The sequence below is a fragment of the Oscillospiraceae bacterium genome, assembly GCA_025758045.1.
Lineage (GTDB): Bacteria > Bacillota > Clostridia > Oscillospirales > Ruminococcaceae > Gemmiger.
Map to the genome: position 1 here is coordinate 259,500 of CP107208.1, position 21,734 is coordinate 281,233.

General features: G+C 58.6%; 20 protein-coding genes. 5 read left to right on the forward strand and 15 right to left on the reverse strand.

The window, feature by feature from the left end; genetic code table 11:
• Positions 1-25: 25 nt before the first annotated feature.
• Complete coding sequence (gene rmuC, locus OGM81_01375) at positions 26-1,396, reverse strand: DNA recombination protein RmuC (GenBank protein UYJ43831.1); 1,371 nt, start codon at positions 1,394-1,396, stop codon at positions 26-28.
• A 121-nt stretch (positions 1,397-1,517) separates the two neighbouring features.
• On the reverse strand, positions 1,518-1,943 hold the full coding sequence (locus OGM81_01380) for a hypothetical protein (GenBank protein ID UYJ43832.1): 426 nt from the start codon (positions 1,941-1,943) through the stop codon (positions 1,518-1,520).
• Positions 1,944-2,209: 266 nt separating this feature from the next.
• Here OGM81_01380 and OGM81_01385 point away from each other — a divergent pair, with 266 nt between their 5' ends.
• Both OGM81_01385 and OGM81_01390 read left to right on the forward strand, forming a co-directional pair.
• Entirely contained in the window at positions 2,210-2,530 is a 321-nt protein-coding gene (locus OGM81_01385) for a YerC/YecD family TrpR-related protein (GenBank protein ID UYJ43833.1), read from the forward strand.
• Positions 2,531-2,558: 28 nt separating this feature from the next.
• Positions 2,559-3,608 carry a galactose mutarotase gene (locus OGM81_01390; GenBank protein ID UYJ43834.1) on the forward strand — a complete coding sequence of 350 codons (1,050 nt, stop codon included), beginning with the start codon at positions 2,559-2,561 and terminating at the stop codon, positions 3,606-3,608.
• 117 nt (positions 3,609-3,725) lie between these two features.
• On the opposite strand, the gene glgB is transcribed toward OGM81_01390, so the two are convergent.
• The 6 genes from glgB to OGM81_01420 form a co-directional block, all read right to left on the reverse strand.
• The gene (gene glgB / locus OGM81_01395) at positions 3,726-5,501 is read right to left on the reverse strand and encodes a 1,4-alpha-glucan branching protein GlgB (protein UYJ43835.1); all 1,776 of its coding nucleotides are present in this window, start codon (positions 5,499-5,501) and stop codon (positions 3,726-3,728) included.
• 369 nt (positions 5,502-5,870) lie between these two features.
• Positions 5,871-7,235, reverse strand: a complete 1,365-nt coding sequence (mgtE, locus tag OGM81_01400; GenBank protein ID UYJ43836.1) for a magnesium transporter — start codon at positions 7,233-7,235, stop codon at positions 5,871-5,873.
• A 477-nt stretch (positions 7,236-7,712) separates the two neighbouring features.
• The gene (locus tag OGM81_01405; GenBank protein UYJ43837.1) at positions 7,713-8,351 is read right to left on the reverse strand and encodes an RpiB/LacA/LacB family sugar-phosphate isomerase; all 639 of its coding nucleotides are present in this window, start codon (positions 8,349-8,351) and stop codon (positions 7,713-7,715) included.
• Between the two features lie 88 nt (positions 8,352-8,439).
• Positions 8,440-9,021 carry a hypothetical protein gene (locus OGM81_01410; GenBank protein ID UYJ43838.1) on the reverse strand — a complete coding sequence of 194 codons (582 nt, stop codon included), beginning with the start codon at positions 9,019-9,021 and terminating at the stop codon, positions 8,440-8,442.
• Positions 9,022-9,110: 89 nt separating this feature from the next.
• A complete protein-coding gene (locus tag OGM81_01415) occupies positions 9,111-9,626 on the reverse strand; it encodes a PTS glucose transporter subunit IIA (GenBank protein ID UYJ43839.1) in 516 nt (171 codons plus the stop codon).
• Between the two features lie 141 nt (positions 9,627-9,767).
• Entirely contained in the window at positions 9,768-10,337 is a 570-nt protein-coding gene (locus tag OGM81_01420) for a TetR/AcrR family transcriptional regulator (protein ID UYJ43840.1), read from the reverse strand.
• Between the two features lie 176 nt (positions 10,338-10,513).
• On the opposite strand from OGM81_01420, the gene OGM81_01425 reads away from it, so the two are divergent.
• Positions 10,514-11,287 carry an HD domain-containing protein gene (locus OGM81_01425; GenBank protein UYJ43841.1) on the forward strand — a complete coding sequence of 258 codons (774 nt, stop codon included), beginning with the start codon at positions 10,514-10,516 and terminating at the stop codon, positions 11,285-11,287.
• Between the two features lie 766 nt (positions 11,288-12,053).
• Here OGM81_01425 and OGM81_01430 read toward each other — a convergent pair.
• Positions 12,054-13,418 carry a sodium-dependent transporter gene (locus OGM81_01430; protein UYJ43842.1) on the reverse strand — a complete coding sequence of 455 codons (1,365 nt, stop codon included), beginning with the start codon at positions 13,416-13,418 and terminating at the stop codon, positions 12,054-12,056.
• Positions 13,419-13,565: 147 nt separating this feature from the next.
• On the opposite strand from OGM81_01430, the gene OGM81_01435 reads away from it, so the two are divergent.
• On the forward strand, positions 13,566-14,618 hold the full coding sequence (locus tag OGM81_01435; GenBank protein ID UYJ43843.1) for an aminotransferase class I/II-fold pyridoxal phosphate-dependent enzyme: 1,053 nt from the start codon (positions 13,566-13,568) through the stop codon (positions 14,616-14,618).
• Between the two features lie 106 nt (positions 14,619-14,724).
• Here the strand turns inward: OGM81_01435 and OGM81_01440 are convergent, their stop codons facing one another.
• From OGM81_01440 to OGM81_01450, 3 genes are all read right to left on the reverse strand, one after another.
• Entirely contained in the window at positions 14,725-15,423 is a 699-nt protein-coding gene (locus tag OGM81_01440) for an ABC transporter permease (protein UYJ43844.1), read from the reverse strand.
• Positions 15,423-16,421: an ATP-binding cassette domain-containing protein gene (locus OGM81_01445; GenBank protein ID UYJ43845.1), complete on the reverse strand. Its 999-nt coding sequence runs from the start codon at positions 16,419-16,421 to the stop codon at positions 15,423-15,425. The genes OGM81_01440 and OGM81_01445 overlap by 1 nt, the downstream gene beginning before the upstream one ends.
• A 108-nt stretch (positions 16,422-16,529) precedes the next feature.
• Positions 16,530-17,423, reverse strand: coding sequence for a MetQ/NlpA family ABC transporter substrate-binding protein (locus OGM81_01450; protein ID UYJ43846.1), 894 nt, complete (start codon positions 17,421-17,423; stop codon positions 16,530-16,532).
• 550 nt (positions 17,424-17,973) lie between these two features.
• On the opposite strand from OGM81_01450, the gene OGM81_01455 reads away from it, so the two are divergent.
• Entirely contained in the window at positions 17,974-18,390 is a 417-nt protein-coding gene (locus OGM81_01455) for an Rrf2 family transcriptional regulator (GenBank protein UYJ43847.1), read from the forward strand.
• A gap of 66 nt (positions 18,391-18,456) precedes the next feature.
• Here OGM81_01455 and OGM81_01460 read toward each other — a convergent pair whose 3' ends face one another.
• The 3 genes from OGM81_01460 to OGM81_01470 all read right to left on the reverse strand — a co-directional run bounded on the left by OGM81_01460 (position 18,457) and on the right by OGM81_01470 (position 21,734).
• Positions 18,457-19,662, reverse strand: coding sequence for an SGNH/GDSL hydrolase family protein (locus OGM81_01460; protein UYJ43848.1), 1,206 nt, complete (start codon positions 19,660-19,662; stop codon positions 18,457-18,459).
• Between the two features lie 141 nt (positions 19,663-19,803).
• Entirely contained in the window at positions 19,804-20,484 is a 681-nt protein-coding gene (locus tag OGM81_01465; GenBank protein UYJ43849.1) for a DUF6320 domain-containing protein, read from the reverse strand.
• Positions 20,481-21,734, reverse strand: a complete 1,254-nt coding sequence (locus OGM81_01470; GenBank protein ID UYJ43850.1) for a hypothetical protein — start codon at positions 21,732-21,734, stop codon at positions 20,481-20,483. Before OGM81_01470 ends, OGM81_01465 begins: the two co-directional genes overlap by 4 nt.

Here is a 21,734-nt window from a genome sequence, read left to right on the forward strand (position 1 = left end):
AGTCGGATTCCTTTCTCATACTTCCCTATACGGAAAAACTCTTTTCTTCAATGCCCAGCAGATCGGCGGCGGCATCGGGGTCTAACTGCTGCACCGATTCCAGCTTGCGGGTGATGGCGCGGCTGCGCGGGCCGATCAGCTCCTCCAGGTCGGAGCCGGTCTGGTTCAGGTGGCGCTGCATCTGCTGTAAGCCGACGCCGAACTTCTCAAATTCTGTCTTGACAGCGCCCAAAATCGTCCACACCTCGCCGGAACGCTTTTGGATCGCCAGCGTGCGGAAGCCCATCTGCAAAGCGTTCAGCAGCGCCGCCATGGTGGACGGGCCTGCTACCGTGATTTGATAATCCCGCTGCAAAACTTCCGTGATTCCGCTGGAAACCACCTCGGCATACAGCCCCTCAAAGGGCAGAAACAGGATGCCGAAGCTGGTGGTGTAGGGCACCTCGATGTACTTATCGTGAATGTCCTTGGCCTCCTGCCGCAGCACCGACTGCAGTGCCTTGCGCATGGCGGCCGCCGCGGCAGCGTCGCCGCGCTCCAAAGCCGCCTGCAGGTGGGCGTAGGTGTCACCGGGGAACTTGGCGTCGATGGGCAGCCAGATGTTGCCGTTCTGCCCCGGCATCTTGATGGCAAACTCTACGCGGTTGGCGCTGCCGGGCACAGTGGCCACGTTCTCGGCATACTGACCGGGGGCCAAAATCTGTTCCAGAATCGCGCCAAGCTGTACCTCGCCCAAAATGCCGCGGGTCTTTACGCCGGAAAGCACCTGCTTCAGGCTGCCCACATCGGCGGCGAGGTTCTGCATCTCGCCCAGGCCCTTGTAGACCTGCTCCAGCTGGGTGCTGACGGCGCGGAAAGACTCATTGATGCGCTTTTGCAGAGTGTCCTGCAATTTTTCCTCGACCGTGCCGCGGATCTCGTCCAGCTTTTGGTTGTTGTCGGCCCGGATGGTGTTCAGCCCCTGCACCAGCGCCCCGCGCACGCCGTCCAAGCGGGCAGCGTTGGAGTCCTCAAGGTTCTTCAGGCGGGTCTCCATCATCGTAAGCTGGGCAATCAGCGCATCGTTGGCGGCCTTCTGGCGGGCGGCCCCGGCGCGGTCGATGGACTCCAGCCGGGCGGTGCTGGCGGCGGCGTTCTGGCGCTGGTTCTCGGCCAACACGGCGGAAAAGTCCCGCAGCGTGGCGGTGGTGGTGCGGGCACTCTCGCCCTGCATCGCCCGCAGCTGTTCAGCCAGCAGGTCGGTCTCGCCCTGCAATACCGGGGTCATCGCGTTGACAACGTCATCGGCGGTAGGCCCCTGGGGCTTCTGCGGGCGGCTGCTGCGCACCAGTAAGATGGCCAGCAGCACATCACCCACCAGCGCCAGCACCAGAACAAAATAAAGTAAGATTTCCATGTTGTGTTCCTTTTTTAGGCGGAACGATGGGTATTATACCACAACACTCAGCCATTACCAAGTACAAGTGTTCAAATTTCGACTATTTTTAAGACAAAATTAACATTTTCTGTCGATTATCTCAACGAATCAGCAGCAGTGCCGTGGCCAGCACACCCATGGCGGCGGCCAAAACCTCGGTCTCCCAGCTTTTGCGCTCCACCACCGGGGAAGCCGGATTGTACCACACCAGCACGGTCTTGCCCTGCTGGCCGTCGTGGTGGAACCAGAAGGAGTCGTTGGTGTGGCGCTCCATCCGCTGGCCGTTTGCGGTAAATACTACCCGGTAGCAGTATCCGCCCGCACCCACGCGGGGATTGATGAGGGCGTCGCGGCGGGACGGCTGTGCGGGGGTATCGCTCTGGCTGGACTTGCAGCAATCCAAAATCTGGGCGGGCAGCAACGTGCCGCCGCGCACGATGCGGTATTTCTCCCAAAGCATCAAAAGCACCAGCACCCATAGCAGGATACCCAGCACACGGTAAAAAAGCAGTAAGGCAAAAGGCATAAAAGTCTCCTTATAAAAACGATTGGTTAATAGCAAGGCTGCAGGGGCGTACAGTGTGCTCCCGCGAGCCGGTATTTGCCATCGGCCCCTGCAAGAGTTGAACTTACCTATTATAATACCGCCCTTTTGCTTTGGGTGCAAGGGCAAAGATAATTTAAAAGATAATTTAATGCGCTAAAGTGTTGACTTGTTTGGGCAGATTTGCTAAAATACAAATAATGATGCACATCTGTGCAAAACAAAATGAACAAATAAAGGAGGCGCCTATGCGCCCTGACATGAACCAACAAAACGAACGCTGCACCGATTTGTATGAAGCCATCCTCCGGCTGGAAAACCTGGACGAGTGCATCCGCTTTTTTGACGACCTGTGCGCTGTGACCGAGCTGCGCACTATGGAGCAGCGCTATGCCGTGGCAGGCTGCCTGCTGCAGGGCAAGGTCTACAGCGAGATCCGCCGCGAAACCGGTGCGTCCAGCGCCACCGTCAGCCGCGTGAACCGTATGCTGAACTACGGCACCGGCAGCGTGGCCGCCAGCGTCAAGCACGATCTGGAGCAGAAGAGCCAAGAGGACGAGAACAAATAAGGACAACACCCAAGGAAAGGAGTTTTCCATGTCTGTTTCTATCACTGATTTCGGCAAACTGACTACCGGCCAGCCGGTGCAGCTGGTCACCCTGAAAAACGATAAGATCGAGGTGCAGCTGTTGACCTATGCGGCCATCATCCACCGCATCATTGTGCCGGACCGCAAGGGCAGCCCCACCGACGTGGTGCTGGGCTACCCCACCGCCCGGGATTACGAACTGAACACCGACAGCATGGGCGCTGCCGTGGGCCGCTTTGCCAACCGCATTGGCGGCGCGCAGTTTCCCCTGTATGAGGAGATCGTCCATGTAACGCCCAACAGCGCGGGCAACTGCCTGCACAGTGGTCTGCACGGCTTCAACCACGCCCTGTTCACTGCCGAGGTCACCCGCGGTGAGACCGACAGCGTGACGATGACTGCCCACAGTCCTGCCGGCACCGACGGATTCCCCGGCAACTTTGATTTGGAGATCCAATACAGCCTGGTGAAAGAGGGCCTGATGATCCGTTACAGCGCCACCACCGATGCCCCCACCGTCTGCAACATGACCAACCACAGCTACTTTAACCTCAACGGCCACGGCAGCGGCTCGGCCCTGGGCCACCGCATCAGCGTGGACGCCGACGCCTATCTGGAAGCTGACGAGAACAGCGTGCCCACCGGCCGCAAACTGCCGGTCAAGGGCACCCCGATGGACTTTACCGAGGAAAAGACCCCCGGCCGGGACATCAACGCCGACTACCCTGCTCTGGTGCAGGCCAAAGGCTACGACCAGTGCTACATCATCCGGGACAGCGGCCTGCGCCACGCCGCCTGGGCTACCGGCCCCGAGACCGGCATTCGCATGGAGGTGCTGACCACCCTGCCCGGCATGCACTTGTATACCGCCAACTATCTTGCACCCCAGACAGCCTGCAAGGATGATGCCCGCTACGAAGCCCGCGATGCCGTCTGCTTCGAGACCGAGGATTTCCCCGACGCCCCGAACCATCCCGATTTCCCCGATACGACCCTGCTGCCGGATGCCCCGTACAGCTCCACCACGATCTATCGGTTCGACATCGCACCTATGTAAAACGTAACGCAATAAAGCAAAAGACCACCGCGTCTGCGGTGGTCTTTTGCTTTGTACAAATAGAAATGTTATACAATACGTATTTATCCAAATTGTATTTGCAAACGATTAGTATAATCAGGCCTGCTCCAGACGATACAACCTGCCACTGAAGGGCGGCAGAGTCAGCTTCAGCTCGCCGTCGGTCTTGCGGGCGCAGCTGCGCTTGGGGGCGGCGGTGCTGCCGCCGAAGGTCTCCCAATCGGTGTCCAGCAGCAGGGTCAGCTTGCCGGCAACAGGCAGCGTGAGAGTGTAATCCTCCAGCTCCGTATCGCCGAAGTTGAATGCCGCCAGCACAGCCGCCTCGCTCCCCTGCCGGAGAATGGCGCAGGCATCCAGCTCGGGGTGGGAGCAATCCAGCCATTGGAAGGCGGCGGGGTCGTACTCCCGCCGCCAGAAGGCATCCTCTGCGCAGTAGGCCCTGTTCAACGCCTGGCGGAAGCGGCGGAAATCGTTATGGTTGGGGTAATCCAGCACCATCCAATCCTGCTCGCGGCTCTCGTCAAACTCCCGCAGCTGGGCAAATTCATTGCCCATAAAGTCCAGCTTTTTGCCGGGGTGGATGGCCATGTACAGGTACAGCGCCCGCGCCTGGGGGAACTTGCCCTCGTAGTCGCCGTACATTTTCTGTACGATGGTGGCCTTGCCGTGGACGTTCTCGTCGTGGCTGAAGGGCAAAATGTAATGCTCGTTCCAGGCGTACATCATCGAGAAGGTCAGCTTGCCCAGATTCTCTTTGCGCTCCTCGGAAGTCTTTTTAAAGTAGTCCAGGGTGTCGTTCATCCAGCCCAGGTCCCACTTGTAGTCAAAGCCCAGGCCGCCGTACTCCACGGGAGCGGTGACTTTGGGATAGTTGGTGGAGTCTTCGGCAATCAGCAGGGCGGTGGGGTGGCGTTGCTGCAGGCCCTGGTTCATGCCCTTCAAAAATTCCAGCGTCGAACCGTTGACGCCGCGGTTGGGGTCACCCTGCCAGTAGATCAGGCGGGAGACTGCGTCCATGCGCAGGCCGTCAGCGTGGAACACCTGCAGCCAGTAGTCGGCGCAGGACTGGATAAAGCAGCGGATCTCGCCGCGGGAGTGCATGAAGTTGCAGCTGCCCCACTCGCTTTGGCCCACGGCTGCGGCGGGGTACTCGTACAGCGGGGTGCCGTCAAATTCTTTCAAGCCGTAGCTGTCGATCGCAAAGTGTACCGGCACAAAGTCCAAAATGACGCCGATGCCCTCTTTATGGCAGGCGTTGACGAACTCGGCCAGCTGCTGCGGGGTGCCGTAGCGGCTGGTGGGGGCGTAAAAGCCGGTGATCTGGTAGCCCCAGCTGCCGTCAAAGGGATGCTCGGCCAGAGGCATCAGCTCAATGTGGGTAAAGCCGTTCTCCTTGCAGTAGGCAGGCAGCAACTCGGCCAGCTCGGCGTAGGTGTACCAGCTGCCGTCCTCTTTCTGCCGCCAGCTTCCGGCGTGGACTTCGTAGATATTCAGCGGCTTATCGAAGCATTTCGTGCGGCCGGCCATCCACTTGTCATCGGTGAAGCCGGTGGGGCGGTCGGCAATGATGCTGCGGCCGTCGGGGCGCAGGGTCATGGCGGCGCCGTAAGGGTCGCAGTGGGCCACGGTCTGACCGTTGGCACCGCGCACCCAATACTGGTAGACCATGCCCGCATTGGCACCGGGGACATCGCACTCCCAAACGGCGGACGGGGTGCGGTGCATGTCATAGGTGCCGACCTCGGTCTCCACCGCAATATGCTGGGCGGACGGTGCCCAGACCGCAAAATGGGTGCCCCCAAAGTAGGTGTGGGCGCCAAAGAACTCGTAAGCATCAAAGGCGTGCCCGGTGTAAAAATCCTGCATATTCATAGGGAAAACCTCGATTTTGATAGACGCAGAGGAATGTCGAAAAGCCTCCCTCTGCGAGACAGACTCTCCCGATACGGGGAAGGTGGCATGAAGTGCCAGAGGGGGCCGAAGGAAGTTGTTCTTATGGCAACACCGCACAATTCCCGCCTAACGGCTTAAGCACCGCTCCGGCGGCTGCGGCACGGCAACTGCGTTGCCAAAATGCTCGATAATACACAAAGTATTATCTGCGCTTTTGGCTTAGCAGCTGCCGCACCTCGCTCGCCGTATCGGCACTTAGAATTATGCGGTATTGCCTTATAAAAAATTGTACCACACCCGGGGGCGTGGTACAAGCACATAATTGAACACGATGTTCAATATTTACTTTTAAATTTTCAGCAGGGTGCGGGCGATGTTGAAGTAGACCAGCAGCGTGGTGGTATCCACGATGGTGGTGATAAGCGGCGACGCCATAACGGCAGGGTCGACCTTCAACTTCTCGGCGATGACGGGCAGCAGGCCGCCGATGAACTGGGACAGGATGACGGTGCAGATCAGCGTCAGGCAGACGACAGCGGCCACCGGGGCGGCGATGCGGTCGAACACGATCAGCTTGGCAAAGTTGCACAGGGCCAGTGTGCCGCCGCAGAGAATGGCGATGCGGAACTCTCGCCACAAAATCTTGGGCAGGTCGTGGGGCTCGATGTCGCCGACGGCCATACCACGGATGATGGTGGAGGTGCTCTGGCTGCCCGCATTACCGCCGGCATCGGTCAGCATGGGGATGTAGGCGGTCAGCACGGTCACGGCGGCGAGGGCGTCCTCGTACCCGCGGATGACCAGGCTGGAGAAGGTGGAGGAGATCATCAGGAAGAGCAGCCACGGGGCACGACTCTTGTACAGATCCCACATGGATTGTTTAAAGTAAGGCTTGTCGGACGGGCCGATAGCGTTCATCTTGGCGATATCTTCGCTGGCCTCGTCCTGCATGATGGAGATAGCGTCATCGATGGTGACGATACCGACCAGGCGCTTCTCGTTATCCACAACGGGGATGGCCAGGTAGCCGTACTTCTCGAACAGCTGGGAGACATCCTCCTGGTCGGTGGTGGTGCTGACGCTGACCACGTTGGCGTCCATCATGTCGCGGATCTTCTCGTTGGCGGGGTCTTTGGCCAGGATCAGTGCCCGCAGCGAGACAACGCCGATGAGGGTACGGTCACGGTCGGTGACGTAGCAGTTGTTGATGGTCTCCTTGTCCACGCCGTTTTTTCGGATGGATTCCATGGCTTCGGACACGGTCATGTCCGGGCGCAGCTCCATCAGCTCGGTGGTCATCACGCCGCCGGCGGAATCCTCGGGGTACTTGAGCAATTCGTTGATCATGCGGCGGGTCGCAGGGTCGGCCTGGGCCAGGATACGCTTGACCACGTTGGCAGGCATCTCCTCGACAAGATCCGTCGCATCGTCAACGAACAGGTCATCCACAACGGCCTTCAACTCTTTATCGGTCAGACCGTCGATGAGGTTCTGCTGGCTTTCGGGCGTCAGCTCGGCAAAAATTTCAGCTGCCAGGTCCTTGGGACACAGGCGGAACAGCACCGGCATCTTCTCCGGCGGCAGGTCCTCGAACACGGCGGCCAGGTCAGGGGCGGGCAGGGTGGACATAACGTCCCGCAGGCTCTGGTACTTTTTGGCATCATCCAGGTTGGCCAGCATGGCGCGCAGGGTTGCGATCGTGGTATCAGACATAAAAAGCTGCCTCCTTTTCAGGCGGCAGCCGTACACATTTTAGCTTTATGGGCAAAGCATAGCAACGCAAAGCCAGACCCCATGCTACACCCGCACGCGGTCAGACTTACCCAAAGTGAAAAATATGATGGCTGCCTTATTGGAAATACATCGGTTCACAGGACTGGGACTGGGGGTATCCATTGAGACAACCACCTCACTTGTGTATGATTTTTTGGCAAAGTGCGACACTTCACACCTGTAATTAGGATACCATTTTAACCCCTGTTAGTCAACGGTAAATTTCGCTATTTTGCAAAAAAATATGTGCCCGCAGAAATTGCAGGCACATGGGAAATTGTTGCAGAGAATGTAAGGGCGAGCAGTGCTCGCCCGTGGGGTTTGCGTTGCTGCACAGTCTGCAGGCGACCATTGGCCGCCCCTACAGAGCGTGGCGTTTACGGCCGCAGGGGCGGATTCTGTATCCGCCCAAGAACTTTATGCCAGCAGTTCCTTCACGGTGGCAGCCAGCTTTTCATCCTTGCAGGCGGGGAAGAAATACTCGGCAAAGTGCTCGCCGGAGAGGGCACCCTTGACCAGGTCGCGGGGCAGGTCTTTCAGGATGTCGTTCAGGTCGCGGAAGGCGATGGCGCGCACGCCGTCCAGGATCTTCTTGTTGCGCTGCTCAGGCTCCACGCGCTCCTTGGGGTAGCCCTGGCCGTGGCCGAAGCCGAACAGCTTCTCAAAGGTGTACTCCAGGTTCAGCTCGCCGCCCCAGCCGAAGCCCTTGGCAAAGGGCAGGGCCACGGCGTTGCCGTCGTTGACGTGGGCAAAGGTGTAGGCGTCCACGGGGTCCTCGACATGGCCGCAGACCACGCCGGGAAAGCTGTTCAGTGCCAGCATGGCACCCTCGCCGGTACCGCAGCCGGTGATGACGTAGTCGGCTGCGCCGGAATTCAGCAGCACAGCGGCCAGGATGCCGTTCTGCACGTAGGTCAGCTGGGCAGCGTCATCGGCGGCGTACATGCCGTAGTTGACAACCTCGTGGCCCATCGGTTCCACGACCTTGCGCAGGGTGGATTCCACCAGGGCGCTCTTGGCGGCCTGGCTGTTTTCCATGATCAATGCGATTTTCATTTTACAGTTCCTTTCTTGCAAAGGGCAAATCTTACAAAATCATTATACCAAGGGCCACGCAGGAACGCAAGGCACTCCCCTGCCCCGCTTACATCACCAGCTGGCGGAAGTAGTGGGTGTTAATGCTCTTGTCATCCTCGGCCATCTTGGCAATGCAGGCGTCCAGCGTGTGGGCTACATCGTCCAGGCTGCGCCAGTTGGGGGCGTCGGGCTTGACCTCACGTTCCAGCCAGGGCGCGATCTCGGTGTGGGAGGCGGCACCCTCGATGAGGTAGGCACCCTGCCGGGCGGGCTGGGTGTCAGGCTGGTAGTTGTCGGCGGTGCCGAAGGTGGTCAGCACAAACTGGCCCTTGCGGTTGCGGCCACCCACCAGCAGGCGCACGCCCACGGGCTGGGTGGTCACGGCGGGGGCTTTCTCGCACAGGATCTTGACGACCTTTTCCAGCGTGAGGTAACGCACGTCGTACTGGTCCAGCGCGTTGATGATCTGCACAGCGGCCAGGGTGTCGCCCGCAAAGCCCACCAGCACATTACGGTTCACCTTGCGGACCTTGGGCAGTTCGTCGCTGATGATGTGGGGCTTATCGCCGGTGATAGGCTCTTCGACATAGCGGCCATCGCTGACCATGGCGCAGAAGGCATCGCCGCAGACGGCTAAAATTGCACTCATATTGGTACTTCCTTTTATTATAAAGATTCTACTGCCTATTGTAACAAAAAAAGGGGCGCACCGCAAGGTACGCCCGGGGATAAGCAGGTTTATTTGCTGATCTTGATGAGGTCTGCGCCGGGTTCGACGGTGCCGGAAGCAACGACCTCGACACCGGCAAAGTCGTCGGTGTTGGTGATGACGGTGATGACCACAGCGGGGTGGCCGGCAGCGGCAATCTTGGTAAGATCCATCTCCAGCAGCAGGTCGCCCTTCTTGATCTTATCGCCCACCTTGACCTTGGGGCTGAAGCCGTCGCCCTTCATCTCGACGGTATCCACGCCGACGTGGATCAGCACCTCGACATCGCCGATGCCCTGGATGCCCAGTGCGTGGCCGCTGTCCGGGGCCTGGGTGATCTCGCCGTCGATGGGGGCGTAGACCTTGCCCTCGGTGGGGTCAATGCCGCAGCACTGGCCCAGGATGCCCTGTGCAAAAACCTCATCGGGGATCTGCTCCATCGGCACCACGGCACCCTTGGCATCGGCAGCCAGCACCAGCGGGAAAGCCGGGGCGGCGGGGGCAGCGGGTTCAGCAGACTTTTTCAGAAAATCAAAAAATCCCATCTCAGATATTCTCCTTTACAATGTCCCGGAAAGTGGGGGACGGTTTGTTAAAAGTATACCGCAATTGGATGCGAAAAGCAACGGAAATTTGCGGCTGTTTAAATGGCTCCCCTCAAGGGAAACCTTTTTGTATCTGCCTTGTCACAACAACTCCTTCACCGCGCGGATGGCCTGCCAGGTGATGGCGGCCATTTCCTCCGGCGGGGGCTGGCAGCCGGCATCCTGCCAGGCTACGATGCTGCCAAAGCAGCCGTTTACCGCAAAGGCCAGCAGATATTGCTGGCGCTGGGTGCCGCCGCCGTTGGCCTGCAGCTGCCCTAAGCAGCGGCGGGCGATCAGCTCCTTGGCGTTGCGGGTAAAGTCCGACTCCCAGTTTTTGCCGTAGAAGGCATGGCAGACTTCGGGGTTGTCGTTCATGTAGCTGAAAAGCGCGGTCAGCGCGGGGGGAACATCCTCCCGGCTGATGTTGGGGATCAGGTTATCCATCAGGCTTTCCAGCCGCGCCAATTGGACAGACTCCATCTGTTCCATCAGGGCGTAAATATCGGCATAGTGGAAATAAAAGGTGCCGCGGCTGATCCCGGCAAGCTCGGTCAGTTCCCGCACCGTGATCTCCCGCAGGCTTTTTTGCTGCAGCAGATGGACCAGGGCTTCGTACAGTCGTTGCTTGGTTTGGCGCACACTTCGGTTGGCATCTCCCTTAGCGTTCATTGCGCACACCACCTTCCGGCGTATTTGTATAGTTAAAGAATAGTCGTTTTGAGGCGATTTGTCAAGGATTTTTACGACTTTTTGCACGAAATGCGCCGTAAAAATTGGAAAAATATTGTGCGGAATGTGCTTTGCACCCCGCGCCCCATGTGCTACAATAGACCAGAGGTGATTTTATGACGCTTGACCGGCCCCATGCCCGGCAGGCATTTGCCGAATATACATCCCATTACAACGCCGCCGACCCGAAAGTGAAGCTGAAGATCGACCACACCTACCGCGTGGCCGCCCTGTGTGAGCGCATCGCCAACAGTCTTTCCCTGCCCCCGCAAGATGTCGATTTGGCCTGGCTGTGCGGCCTTTTGCACGATGTGGGCCGGTTCGAGCAGCTGCGCCGCTACGGCACGTTTATCGACGCTAAGTCCATCGACCACGCCCTGATGAGCGTGACCGTGCTGTTTGAGGAGGGCCGCCTGCGGGACTACATCGCCGGCACCGACGAGGACGCGCTGCTGCGCACGGCCATCCGCCTGCACAACGCCTATCGCCTGCCGGAGGAGATGGACGACCGCACCCGGATGTTCTGCCAGATCTTGCGGGACGCGGACAAAATCGACATTCTGCGGGTGAACGTGGAAACGCCGATGGAGCAAATTTATAACGTCAGCACCGAAGCGCTGCGGCAAAGCCCGGTCTCCCCTGCCGTGCTGGACGCCTTTTACGAGCACCACTGCGTACTGCGCACACTGAACCACTACCCTGCCGATAACGCCGTGGGGCATGCTTCGTTTGTATTTGAGCTGTGCTACCCAGAAAGCCTGCGCGCCGTAGCCGAGCAAGGCTGGCTGTGGAAGCTGCTGGATTTTAAGACCGAGAACCCGGACACCGCGAAGGCTTTTGCCGGGATGAAAGCCGAGATGCAGCGGTGGCTGGAAGAACATGCTAAATAGGGGCGAGCAATGCGCGCCCCTACGTGTGCTGCAAAGGAAAGTGCAGTTTTTCGACAAGCTGGGCTCCCTCTGCCGGGAAAGTAGTTGCAGGGTTTCCTTAAGGCAACACCGCACAATTCCCGCTTTACAGCTTAAGCACCGCTGCTGCGGCTGCGAAGCACAATCTGCGTTGCAAAAATGCTCGATAATACACAAAGTATTATCTGCGCTTTTTGCTTAGCAGCTTGTACTTCTCGCTCGCCGCATCGGCACTTAGAATTATGCGGTGCTGCCTTATATACCTGATTACTTGAATAGTAGTTTTTAGTGCAAAGGCTCACACATAATAAAGTACGTATATACGTATAAAATGCAAATGATGTTGTTAATAAACTATATGTTTTAAAATATAACAAAAGGTTTATTAGAGATATATTATACATAAGTACGTACTATTTTGTAAATAACCGGAAGCAAAAGTACGAACTGGTATTCAAGTTATTTATATATAAGAGTACTTTGCGACCACCCTTGTAACCGCAATTTCGGTAAAACAAAACCCCCATGCCGGCACGGACATGGGGGCTTGCTTATTTATTAAGGCAATACCGCATAATTCTAAGTGCCGATACGGCGAGCGAGGTGCGGCAGTTGCTAAGCCAAAAGCGCAGATAATACTGGATGTCTTATCGAGCATTTTGGCAACGTAGATGCCGTGCCGCAGCCGCCGGAGCGGTGCTTAAGCCGTCAGGCGGGAATTGTGCGGTGTTGCCTTAAGTATGAGGTTTTACAGCCCCTGCACCAGAATGACCAGGATCAGCACGGGCAGTGCAAAGCGGAAGTAGTTCTTCAGCCAGCAGGGCATCTTGAAGCCGCTGCCGGTGTTGCACTCGGCCAGGTAGTTGTCAAAATTCCAGCCCCAGCGGGTGACGCAGAACAGCAGGTAGATGAGGCTGCCGCCGGGCAGCAGTAGGTTACTGACGAGGAAATCCTCGAAATCCAGCACGGTGCTGCCAGCGCCCATGGGCTGGATAAAGCTCCAGGCGTTGTAGCCCAAAGCGCAGGGCAGGCCCAGCAAAATCAGCGCGACGCAGCCGATCAGACAGGTCTTGCGGCGGTCCCAGCCGAAGTTGTCCATGCAGGAGGCAATCAGGTTCTCGAACACCGCAATGACGGTGGAGAAGCTGGCGAACGTCATAAACAGGAAGAACAGTGTGCCCCAGATGCGGCCGCCGAGCATGTTGATAAACACACTGGGCAGCGTGATAAAGATGAGGCTGGGGCCGGCATCCGGCGAGATGCCGAAGGAAAAGCAAGCCGGGAAGATGATAAGCCCCGCGCAGATGGCCACAAAGGTGTCCAGCACGCAGATGCGCACGGCCTCACCGGTCAGGGTAAAGCGGCGGTCCATGTAGCTGCCGAAAATTTCCATGGCGGCAATGCCCAGGCTTAAAGTGAAGAAGGACTGGTTCATCGCGGCGGTGATGACGTTGCCAAGCCCCTGCTCGCAGGCGCGCTGCCAATCCGGCAGCAGGTAGAAGGCCAGGCCCTCCTTGACGCCGGGCAGCACAAAGCTGTGGGCAACCAGCACCAGAATCAGCACCAGCAGAGCGCCCATCATCCATTTGCCGATGCGCTCCAGACCGCCCTGCAGACCCTTCTGGCAGACGAGGAAGCCCAGCACGGTGATGACCACCATCCAAAGCACCTGCTCGCCGGGGGTGGCCAGCGCATCGCTGAACACCTGGGCTGAGGCGTCGGGGGTCAGGCCGGTGAAGCGGCCGGTCAAAAACTTAAAGAAGTAGTCCAGCATCCAGCCGGCTACCGTGGTGTAGTACATCATCAGCAGCGCACAGCCGATCATGCACACCCAGCCGTGCAGGTGCCACTTGGTGCCTTTCGGCTCCAGCGCTTTGTAGGCTTTTACCGCGCTGTTGTGCCCGGCGCGGCCCACGGCCAGCTCCATGGTAAGCACAGGCACGCCCATTAGCACCAAAAACAGCAGGTAGAACAGCACGAACACACCGCCGCCGTTCTGCCCCGTTACCGTGGGAAAGCGCCACACGTTGCCAATGCCGACCGCACAGCCGGCGCTGACCAGGATGAAACCAAGGCGGGAAGCAAAGCCCTCTCGCTGTTTGCCAGAATCCATAAAAAGCCTCTTTTCTTGTGATATTGCCGTATGGGTTTACAATAAAACACGCACCAGCTATTATACCTGTAATTTTGCAGGGTTGCAAGGCGTACACCCCGGTGTTATAATAAAAAACAGCGAAAAAGTGAGAAAAGGAGAGCTTTTATGCTTCGTTTTGAATGTGATTACGGCGAAGGCGCTGCCCCCGCGGTGCTGGAACTGATGCAAAAGACCAACTTTGACCAGACCCCCGGCTATGGCGAGGACAGCTATTGCGCCGCCGCTGCGGACAAGATCCGCGCCCTGTGCGACGCCCCGGATGCCGCCGTGCACTTTTTTGTAGGTGCGACCCAGGCCAACCTGACGGTCATCGATGCGGCCCTCAAGCCCTGGCAAGGTGTGCTGTGCGCCGACAGCGGCCATATCCATGTACACGAGACCGGCGCAGTAGAAGCCACCGGCCACAAGTGCCTGGCCCTGCCCAATAAAAACGGCAAGATCACGGCACGGCAGATCCGACATGCGGTGGAAGAACACCGCGCCAACGCCAGCCACGAGCATGAGGTGCAGCCCGGTATGGTCTACATCTCCAACCCCACCGAGGTGGGCACGCTCTACACAAAGGCCGAGCTGACCGACATCTCTGCCGCCTGCTATGAGCTGGGGCTGTACCTGTTTGTGGACGGCGCCCGCATGGCCTACGGCCTGATGAGCGAAGCCAACGACCTGACCCTGCAGGACTACGCCGCCCTGTGCGATGTGTTCTACCTGGGCGGCACCAAGTGCGGCGCACTGTTTGGCGAGGCCGTTGTTATCACCAACGACACGCTGAAAGAGGATTTCCGCTATGCCATCAAGCAGCACGGCGGCATGCTGGCCAAGGGCCGCCTGCTGGGTGAGCAGTTCCTGGCCCTGCTGGACGGCGAGGACGGCACCGGCAACAGCCTGTACTTTACCCTGGCTGCCGAGGCCGACCGCCAGGCTATGGCCATCCGCAAAGCCTTTGAGGAAAAGGGTGTGAAGCTGCTGCATGATTCCTACACGAACCAGCAGTTCTTTGTGCTGCCGGACGAATGGCACGAGGTCCTGAGCAAGGACTTTGCCATGACCCATATGGGTAAGCCCGACAAGACCCACACCGCCGTGCGCATCTGCACCAGCTGGGCCACCAAGGCCGAGAATGTGGAGACGCTGATCGAGGCAGTGAAGAAGCTGTAATACAGTGAAAGCCTCCCTCCCAAGGGGGTAATGCACGGCGCAGCCATTTAAAAACAAAAGCTCCCGGACTTTTAATGTTCGGGAGCTTTTCTTATCATAAAAACAATTACTTCTGGATCCGCTTATCGCACTTGACGGCCAGCTTGGTGCCTGCGGTCTGCAAGATCTGCACCAGCACCACCAGCAGCGCCGTGGCGAAGAACTCCAGCACCACGTTAAAGCGGTAGTAGCCGTAGTTGATGGCAATCTTGCCCAGGCCGCCGCCGCCGATGATACCGGCCATGGCGCCGTAGCCCATGATGGTGGTGGCCGCAATGGTGATATTGGCTACCAGGCTGGGCATGCTCTCAGGCACCATCACCTTGGTGATGATCTGCAAAGGTGTAGCGCCCATGCTCTGGGCGGCCTCGATGACGCCGGGGTCGACCTCGCGTATGCTGGTCTCGATCAGACGGGAGACGAACGGGAAGGACGCAATGACCAGCGGCACGATGGAAGCTACGGTGCCGATGGAGGTGCCCACGATCAAACGGGACAGCGGGATGACAATAATCATCAGGATCAGGAACGGCACACTGCGCAGCAGGTTGATCAGGCCGTTCAGCAGCGCCATGACCCACTTGGGCAGCGGGCGGATGCCGTTGGGTTCGCCGGTGACCAGCAGCACGCCCAAAGGCAGGCCGATGACCAGCGCCAGCAGGGTGGCAACAACTGTGGACCAGACAGTCTCCCAGGTTTCAAACGGGATGGTGGGCAGGATCTGCAAAAAAGTCTGCCAATCTTTGCCTGCAAAAAATTCAGCCATCAGTTGTTCACCTCCTCATAGGTAATGCCAGGATAGTTCTTGATGTACTCCAGCGCGGCTTCGGCGTGTTCGTCCTCGGGCAGGGCCAGCAGCATGCTGCCCAGCGTCTGGCCGTTGACGATGCGGGTGTCGGCACCCATGATGGAGACCAGGGCACCGCACTCGATGGCAAGGCTTGCCACCAGCGGCTTGTCGGTGGTCTGGGTGCCGCCGAAGGCAACGCGCACCAGCTTGTGGCCGGGCAGGTTCTCGGCTTTGGGGGCACCGGCAGGATACACCAGCCGCTTGGCGGCGGCGCTGGAGGGATGGCTGAAGATCGCCTGGACCTCGCCCTCCTCCACCACGGTGCCGTTGTCCAGGATGGCTACACGGTTGCAGACTTCCTCGACCACGCTCATCTGGTGGGTGATGATGACCACCGTGATGCCCAGCTCCTTGTTGATCTTGCGGATCAGTTCCAAAATCGCGTGGGTGGTGTTGGGGTCCAGGGCGCTGGTGGCTTCGTCGCACAGCAGCACCTTGGGGTCGGTAGCCAGCGCACGGGCAATGGCGATGCGCTGCTTCTGGCCGCCGGAAAGCTGGGCCGGGTAAGCTTCGGCCTTATCAGGCAGGCCGACCAGCTCCAGCAGCTCGCGGGCGCGGGCCTCGGCCTTTTCCTTGGGCACTTTTGCCAGTTCCATCGGGAACATGATATTGCGCAGGCAGGTGCGCTGCATCAGCAGGTTGAACTGCTGGAAGATCATGGTGATCTCGCGGCGGGCGGCACGCAGCTCGGCTGCAGACAGCTCCTGCATCTGGCGACCGTTGACAACGACCTTGCCCTCGTCCGGGCGCTCCAGCATATTGATGCACCGCACCAGCGTGGACTTGCCGGCGCCGGACATGCCGATGATGCCGTAGATGTCGCCATCCTGAATGGTCAGGTTAATATCATTTAGCGCGACGACCGTACCGCCCTGCGTGGCAAAGCGTTTGGTCAGGTGTTGCAGTTCGATCATGGGTCTCTCCCCTTATTCTTTACAAAGATAGCGAATGGGCGGCAAAACCCATTCGCTATCAATTTTACACTACATCCCGGCAGGTTGCAAGGATTTTTAACTTTTTCATTAGAAGATAGGCACAACGGCACCGTCGTAGGTGTTGTTGATGAAGTCCTTGATGGTGTCGCTGGTCAGGGCAGCGTACAGGGCCTGGATGGCGGGGGCGTTCTCGTTGCCTTCCTTCACGACCAGAACGTTGGCGTAGGTCTGGGCAGCCTCAGAAGAAGCATCCTCGATGGCCAGGGCGTCGGTGCCGACGGAGAAGCCGGCCTCCATTGCGTAGTTGCCGTTGATGACGGCGAAGTCAACGTCGGCGACGGTGCGGGGCAGCTGAGCAGCCTCGATCTCCTCGATCTTGACGTTGTGGGGGTTCTCCTCGATGTCGTTGACGGTAGCGGTCAGGCCAGCGCCGTCACGGACGGTGATGATGCCCTGGGCGGCCAGCAGCTGCAGGGCGCGGGCCTCGTTGGTGGTATCGTTGGGCACGGCGATGGTAGCGCCGTCAGCGATGTTCTCCAGGTCGTTGCTCTTGCCCGGGTAGATGCCGAACGGCTCGTAGTGGATGGCGCCGACGCTGACCAGATGGGTGCCGTTCTCCTCGTTGAAGCTCTCGAGGTAGGGGGTGTGCTGGAAGTAGTTAGCGTCGACCTCGCCGCTCTCGGTGACCAGGTTGGGCTGGACGTAGTCGCTGAACTCGACAACTTCCAGGGTGATGCCCTGCTCGGCCAGGATGTCCTTGGCAGCGTTCAGGATCTCGGCATGGGGCGTGGGGGAAGCGGCAACCTTCAGGGTGGTGCCGGCCAGGTCGGTGGTCTCCTCAGAGGCGGCCTCGCTGGTGGAAACAGCCTCGCTCTCGGCGGGGGCGGTGCTCTCAGCAGCGGAAGAGGAAACGGAAGAACCGCAGGCGGCCAGGCTCAGGGCCAGGGTACCGGCCAGGGCAACAGAAATCAGCTTTTTCATAGTAGGTGTCTCCTTTTCATGTGTGGTTTCATGTGTGAATGTGTTGGTTCCGGCAGTCATGTCCCTCAACAAGTACAGCGGCACATTCGCACACCGGGCTGTTTGTAGATCGCAGTCATACAAGTTCCTCCCTCGGTTTTATCAAAGCGGTAAAGGCGGCATGCTGCCACAAGAAAAAAGCAGGGCTCCGAATCGCTTCGGCGCCCTGCTGCATGCTACCCTTATGCGCCAGATTTTGCGCACGGGGAAACAGGCACAGACTGCCGAAGCAAGCTGCACATGCACATGCACATCATCATAGTGTTGCTGCGGCTCATGGTCGTGTACCCCTTTCCTCAAGATTTGCTCAGCACCCGGCTGGCTTTGATGTTTGCAGTATACGCCCCTTTTACGGGAATGTCAACACTTTCCCTGCACATTTATGCAGGAACGTTGCAATTTTGACAAATTACACAAACCCACCGGTTTGGCAGGTTATGGACTTGCCAAATTCCTACAAAGATGCTATACTATTTGCTATAGTCACACAACTTGAAAGGGGAGCCCCTGTATGAAATTTTCGACCCGTGACCGCTATGCCCTGCGGCTGATGGTGGAACTGGCCAACCGCGCCGGTGCCGATGCCCTTGTGCCACTGAAGGAAATCAGCGACGCACAGCAGATCAGCTTAAAATATCTGGAGCAGATCGTGACCCCCCTGACCAAGGCCGGGCTGGTGCTTAGCGTGCGCGGTGCCCAGGGCGGCTACCGCCTGGCCCGCCCGGATACCGAGATCACTGCCGGCGAGATCCTGCGTGCGGTGGAAGGCGAGCTGACGGCTATCCCCTGCCTGGCCTCCAGCGTTGAGTGCCCCCGCCGGGGCCAGTGCCACACGCTGGATTTCTGGAGCGGGCTGAACGATCTTATCAACAAATATGTGGACGGCGTGACCCTGCACCAGCTGCGGAACCTGCCGGAAGAAGCATAAAGATATAAAGATATAAAGAAATACAAAGAAAAGGCAAGTGCATGTTGTTTGCACTTGCCTTTATTTTTATGCGTTTTGGCCGTCCGGGTTGAGCGTTTCGCCGCTGTTATCCGGTGTTTCCGGGTTGGAGGTCACTTCCGGCTCCTGGGTGGGGGCGGGTTCCGGCGTAATGATAATCTCCGGCGTCGGCGTAGGTGTCGGCGTAGGTGTAGGCGTAGGTTCCGGTGTGGGTTCAGCCGTCGGTTCCGGGGTGGGCGTCGGCTCGACGGTCGGTTCCGGCGTCGGGGTCACTTCAATGTACTCGTAGGCATCCTCGCTGTCCAAGGTCTCCTCGGATTCCGGCTCGGAGGTCTCGGTGCTGGTCACGACCGGCGTGGTATACGTCACCACGTCCTTTTCGCCGGTGTGCTTGGCAACTTTCGTCACGGTGGGGCGGTCATCCTCGGTAATGCAGCTGTGGGTGCGGATGTAGTCAAACAGCGCTTCCATAGCTGCACGGGTCAGATGGATGCCGTCGCTGGACTCCACATAGCCGCTCTTGGCGTAGCCGGTGGCGGAGTCCTTCAGCACCTCGGCGCTGTTCAGGAACTTCCAGCCCTTCTCTTTGCACATTTCGACGAGGGCCTTGTTGTACTCGTCCACCTGGGTCTGGGTCAGGCTCTGGTTGGAGTGCTGCTGCCCCAGCGGCGGAATGGCGTTGATGAGGATGTCCACACTGGGGTATGCCTCGACGATGCTCTCAATGCCGGTCTGGTAGTTTTTGACAAAATCAGCCGCCTTGTAGCTGGGGTTGAGGTCGTTGGTGCCAAAGGTGATGATGACCCGCTTGGGCTGCATGCCTGCCACAGCCTTGGCCATGGTGACGTAGCTGCCGGAGTTGTTCAGCTCCACGCAGGCGTAGGTGGCCAGGCTCTTGGCGCTCATGCCCACCGAGCCGATGGCGTTATCGTAGGTGCAGAAGTCGAACATGCGGTACATGCGGGCGGTATTGCTGTCGCCCAGGAAAAGCGTTTCGTCCACATAGGTCTGGCCCGCATCACTGCTTTCCGGCAGGATGGTGGCCGAGTAGGCCGTGGTGTCGATGGTGTTTTCCTCTTTATTGTAGCCGCTCTCGGTAATGATGGACTCAGGCTCTACGGCAGAGTCGGAAGCGGCGTCCTCGCTGCTTCCGAACCCGCCCACCAGGAAAAAGGCAACACCTACGCTGGCCAGCAGCATCAGGCTGCAAATGACCAGCACAATGTACATTTTTGCCCGGAGATCCAGCCGCATTTTGGGTTCTGATTGTTTCGTTTTGCCTGCCATTGGCTGATCCTTTCCGATAGGAGGTTGAACTTAAGATAAAAACGCGTACCTGCTATTGTACACCATTTCGGGCGCTTACGCTACCCTTTTCGCAATTTTTACAAATTTTCACAGATGCAGCCGCTTGGCGATCTCGCTGCGCAGGTCGCGCCCCTTAAAGATGACCAGCCCCAGAAAGGTCACCACGCTGATGATCAGGCAGTTGACCCAGGGGATGCTGTGGCCGTCGATGCGGCCGCGGTCGATGCGGAAAAACAGCAGGATATACGGCAAAAGCCCGACGCCGATGTTCATCAGCAGATACACCAGCGCGTTGGCGGTGAACCGGCTGTGGAGAAACGCAAAGATAAAATTACATACCAGCGTTACACTGCACAAAATCGGCACCACAAGGTCGAGACTATAGCCGGTATAGCCGGTGAACCAGTCGGTAAACACGATGAGCGCCGAGACGAGCAGCAGCAGGTTGAACACCAGCCGGGGACCGTTGTAGCGGCGGCGCAGAAGCACCCGCAGCACAGACAGCCCGGCTACGCCCCACACCAGTATCAGCAGGCTGAAATGCAGGTGGGCGGTGTCCAGCAGCAGGAAGTCGATCGCCCCGGCAACGACAGTCAGGGCAAGCACAACAAAAGCAACGATCTTATAAAACAGGCTGGCGCGGTGGATGCGCGGTGCCGTGGGCGGGAACCAGGGACTCCCCTGTTCCCCGTGCAGGCGGTTCTGGCACAGCGGGCAGTAGCCGGTGTCGCCGCCCACCTGGATATGACAATGCGGGCAGGTCTTCATTTTTCTACCTCCGTTGCATACAGCGTTACCTGCAGCCCGGCCTCGGCAAAGCCGCGGTAAAGCCGGCGCAATACGTTGGTGCTGCGGTGGGACGACGCCGTGCCCAGCACCAGATCATCCCCATAGGATGCCACACAGGTAAACAGATCCTCGCAGCTGGAAAAGGCGGCGAACTGCTTGATGTACGGCTTCATCGCATCGGGCAGCGTGACGCGGCCCATGTTGGAGATGACCGCTGTGACGTGCTTTTTCTCCAGCGCGGTAAAGAACTTTACGGTCAGGTTTTTGACAACCAGCGGCACCGGGCGGATGCCGGGTACATGCTCCAGCTTTTCGTACTCGTCCATTTGTGCCTTGATGTTTTCGGGCAACAAGGCTTCTTTCAGCTGGGCGTCAAAGGCGGCGGCCGCCGTCTGCATCGTGTCGGTCTCGGTCAGCGTCAGGATGACATAGACCGAATTGAAAAAGTTGCGGGCCGTCTCGCTGGGGTAGTAATTGCGCAGGTTGACCGGCAGACTGATGGCGATGGGCTTGCTGCGCTCCAGGGCGGGCATCTCAGCATAGATGGCCAGCATCAGCGAAGCGCCGAGATAGCTGGTCAGAGAGACGCCCAGCTCGTGGGCGCGGGCCAGCACCTCTTTGGTGCTTAAATGTCCCTCAAAAAACTGCAGCTGGTCATACGGCAGGCGCTTGCCCCGCAGGTGGTAGGCATTGGGCAGTTTGGGGGCCTTGCCCTCCCGCTTGGTAGCACCGTAAAAGTTGCGGAAACTATCCTGCTCCAGGGCAGCGGCAGAAGCGCTGTTGGGAGTGGGCACGTCCTGCATCTCGGCGGGGTGAACCAGCGCCAGATAGTTGCGGACGATGGACTTTAAAAACAGGAACCCGCCGTTGCCGTCGGTCAACGCATGGAACATCTCCAGATTGATGCGGCTGCCGAAATAGGTCACGCGGTAGATCAGCCGATTGCGGCGCTCCGGCACATACAGGGGTGCGCAGGGGGCTTTGTCCTCGGGGTGGCAGGTGGGCAGCTGGTCGGTGGATTCAAAATAGTGCCAGAATAAACCACGGTGCAGCGTTACCTGGAACTGCGGCCATTCCGGCGCAGTGACGCGCAGGGCTTCGTTCAGCAATTCTGGATCGATCTGCTCCTGCAAGGTGCAGGAGATGCGGAAGACCCGCGGGTCGCGGCGGGTATTGGTTGCCAGAAACACCTTGGCCACGTTATCAACTTTATACCATTCCTGGGCCAT

Bases quoted from the DNA above. Each gene is read 5' to 3' on its own strand.
- OGM81_01435 (UYJ43843.1), top strand. From the start codon at position 13,566: ATGCTTCGTTTTGAATGTGATTACGGCGAAGGCGCTGCCCCCGCGGTG.
- OGM81_01420 (UYJ43840.1), bottom strand. From the start codon at position 10,337: ATGAACGCTAAGGGAGATGCCAACCGAAGTGTGCGCCAAACCAAGCAA.
- OGM81_01455 (UYJ43847.1), top strand. From the start codon at position 17,974: ATGAAATTTTCGACCCGTGACCGCTATGCCCTGCGGCTGATGGTGGAA.
- OGM81_01385 (UYJ43833.1), top strand. From the start codon at position 2,210: ATGCGCCCTGACATGAACCAACAAAACGAACGCTGCACCGATTTGTAT.
- OGM81_01410 (UYJ43838.1), bottom strand. From the start codon at position 9,021: ATGAGTGCAATTTTAGCCGTCTGCGGCGATGCCTTCTGCGCCATGGTC.
- OGM81_01470 (UYJ43850.1), bottom strand. From the start codon at position 21,734: ATGGCCCAGGAATGGTATAAAGTTGATAACGTGGCCAAGGTGTTTCTG.
- OGM81_01390 (UYJ43834.1), top strand. From the start codon at position 2,559: ATGTCTGTTTCTATCACTGATTTCGGCAAACTGACTACCGGCCAGCCG.
- OGM81_01440 (UYJ43844.1), bottom strand. From the start codon at position 15,423: ATGGCTGAATTTTTTGCAGGCAAAGATTGGCAGACTTTTTTGCAGATC.
- OGM81_01460 (UYJ43848.1), bottom strand. From the start codon at position 19,662: ATGCGGCTGGATCTCCGGGCAAAAATGTACATTGTGCTGGTCATTTGC.
- glgB (UYJ43835.1), bottom strand. From the start codon at position 5,501: ATGAATATGCAGGATTTTTACACCGGGCACGCCTTTGATGCTTACGAG.
- OGM81_01415 (UYJ43839.1), bottom strand. From the start codon at position 9,626: ATGGGATTTTTTGATTTTCTGAAAAAGTCTGCTGAACCCGCTGCCCCC.
- OGM81_01430 (UYJ43842.1), bottom strand. From the start codon at position 13,418: ATGGATTCTGGCAAACAGCGAGAGGGCTTTGCTTCCCGCCTTGGTTTC.
- OGM81_01465 (UYJ43849.1), bottom strand. From the start codon at position 20,484: ATGAAGACCTGCCCGCATTGTCATATCCAGGTGGGCGGCGACACCGGC.
- OGM81_01405 (UYJ43837.1), bottom strand. From the start codon at position 8,351: ATGAAAATCGCATTGATCATGGAAAACAGCCAGGCCGCCAAGAGCGCC.
- mgtE (UYJ43836.1), bottom strand. From the start codon at position 7,235: ATGTCTGATACCACGATCGCAACCCTGCGCGCCATGCTGGCCAACCTG.
- OGM81_01450 (UYJ43846.1), bottom strand. From the start codon at position 17,423: ATGAAAAAGCTGATTTCTGTTGCCCTGGCCGGTACCCTGGCCCTGAGC.
- OGM81_01445 (UYJ43845.1), bottom strand. From the start codon at position 16,421: ATGATCGAACTGCAACACCTGACCAAACGCTTTGCCACGCAGGGCGGT.
- OGM81_01425 (UYJ43841.1), top strand. From the start codon at position 10,514: ATGACGCTTGACCGGCCCCATGCCCGGCAGGCATTTGCCGAATATACA.
- OGM81_01380 (UYJ43832.1), bottom strand. From the start codon at position 1,943: ATGCCTTTTGCCTTACTGCTTTTTTACCGTGTGCTGGGTATCCTGCTA.
- rmuC (UYJ43831.1), bottom strand. From the start codon at position 1,396: ATGGAAATCTTACTTTATTTTGTTCTGGTGCTGGCGCTGGTGGGTGAT.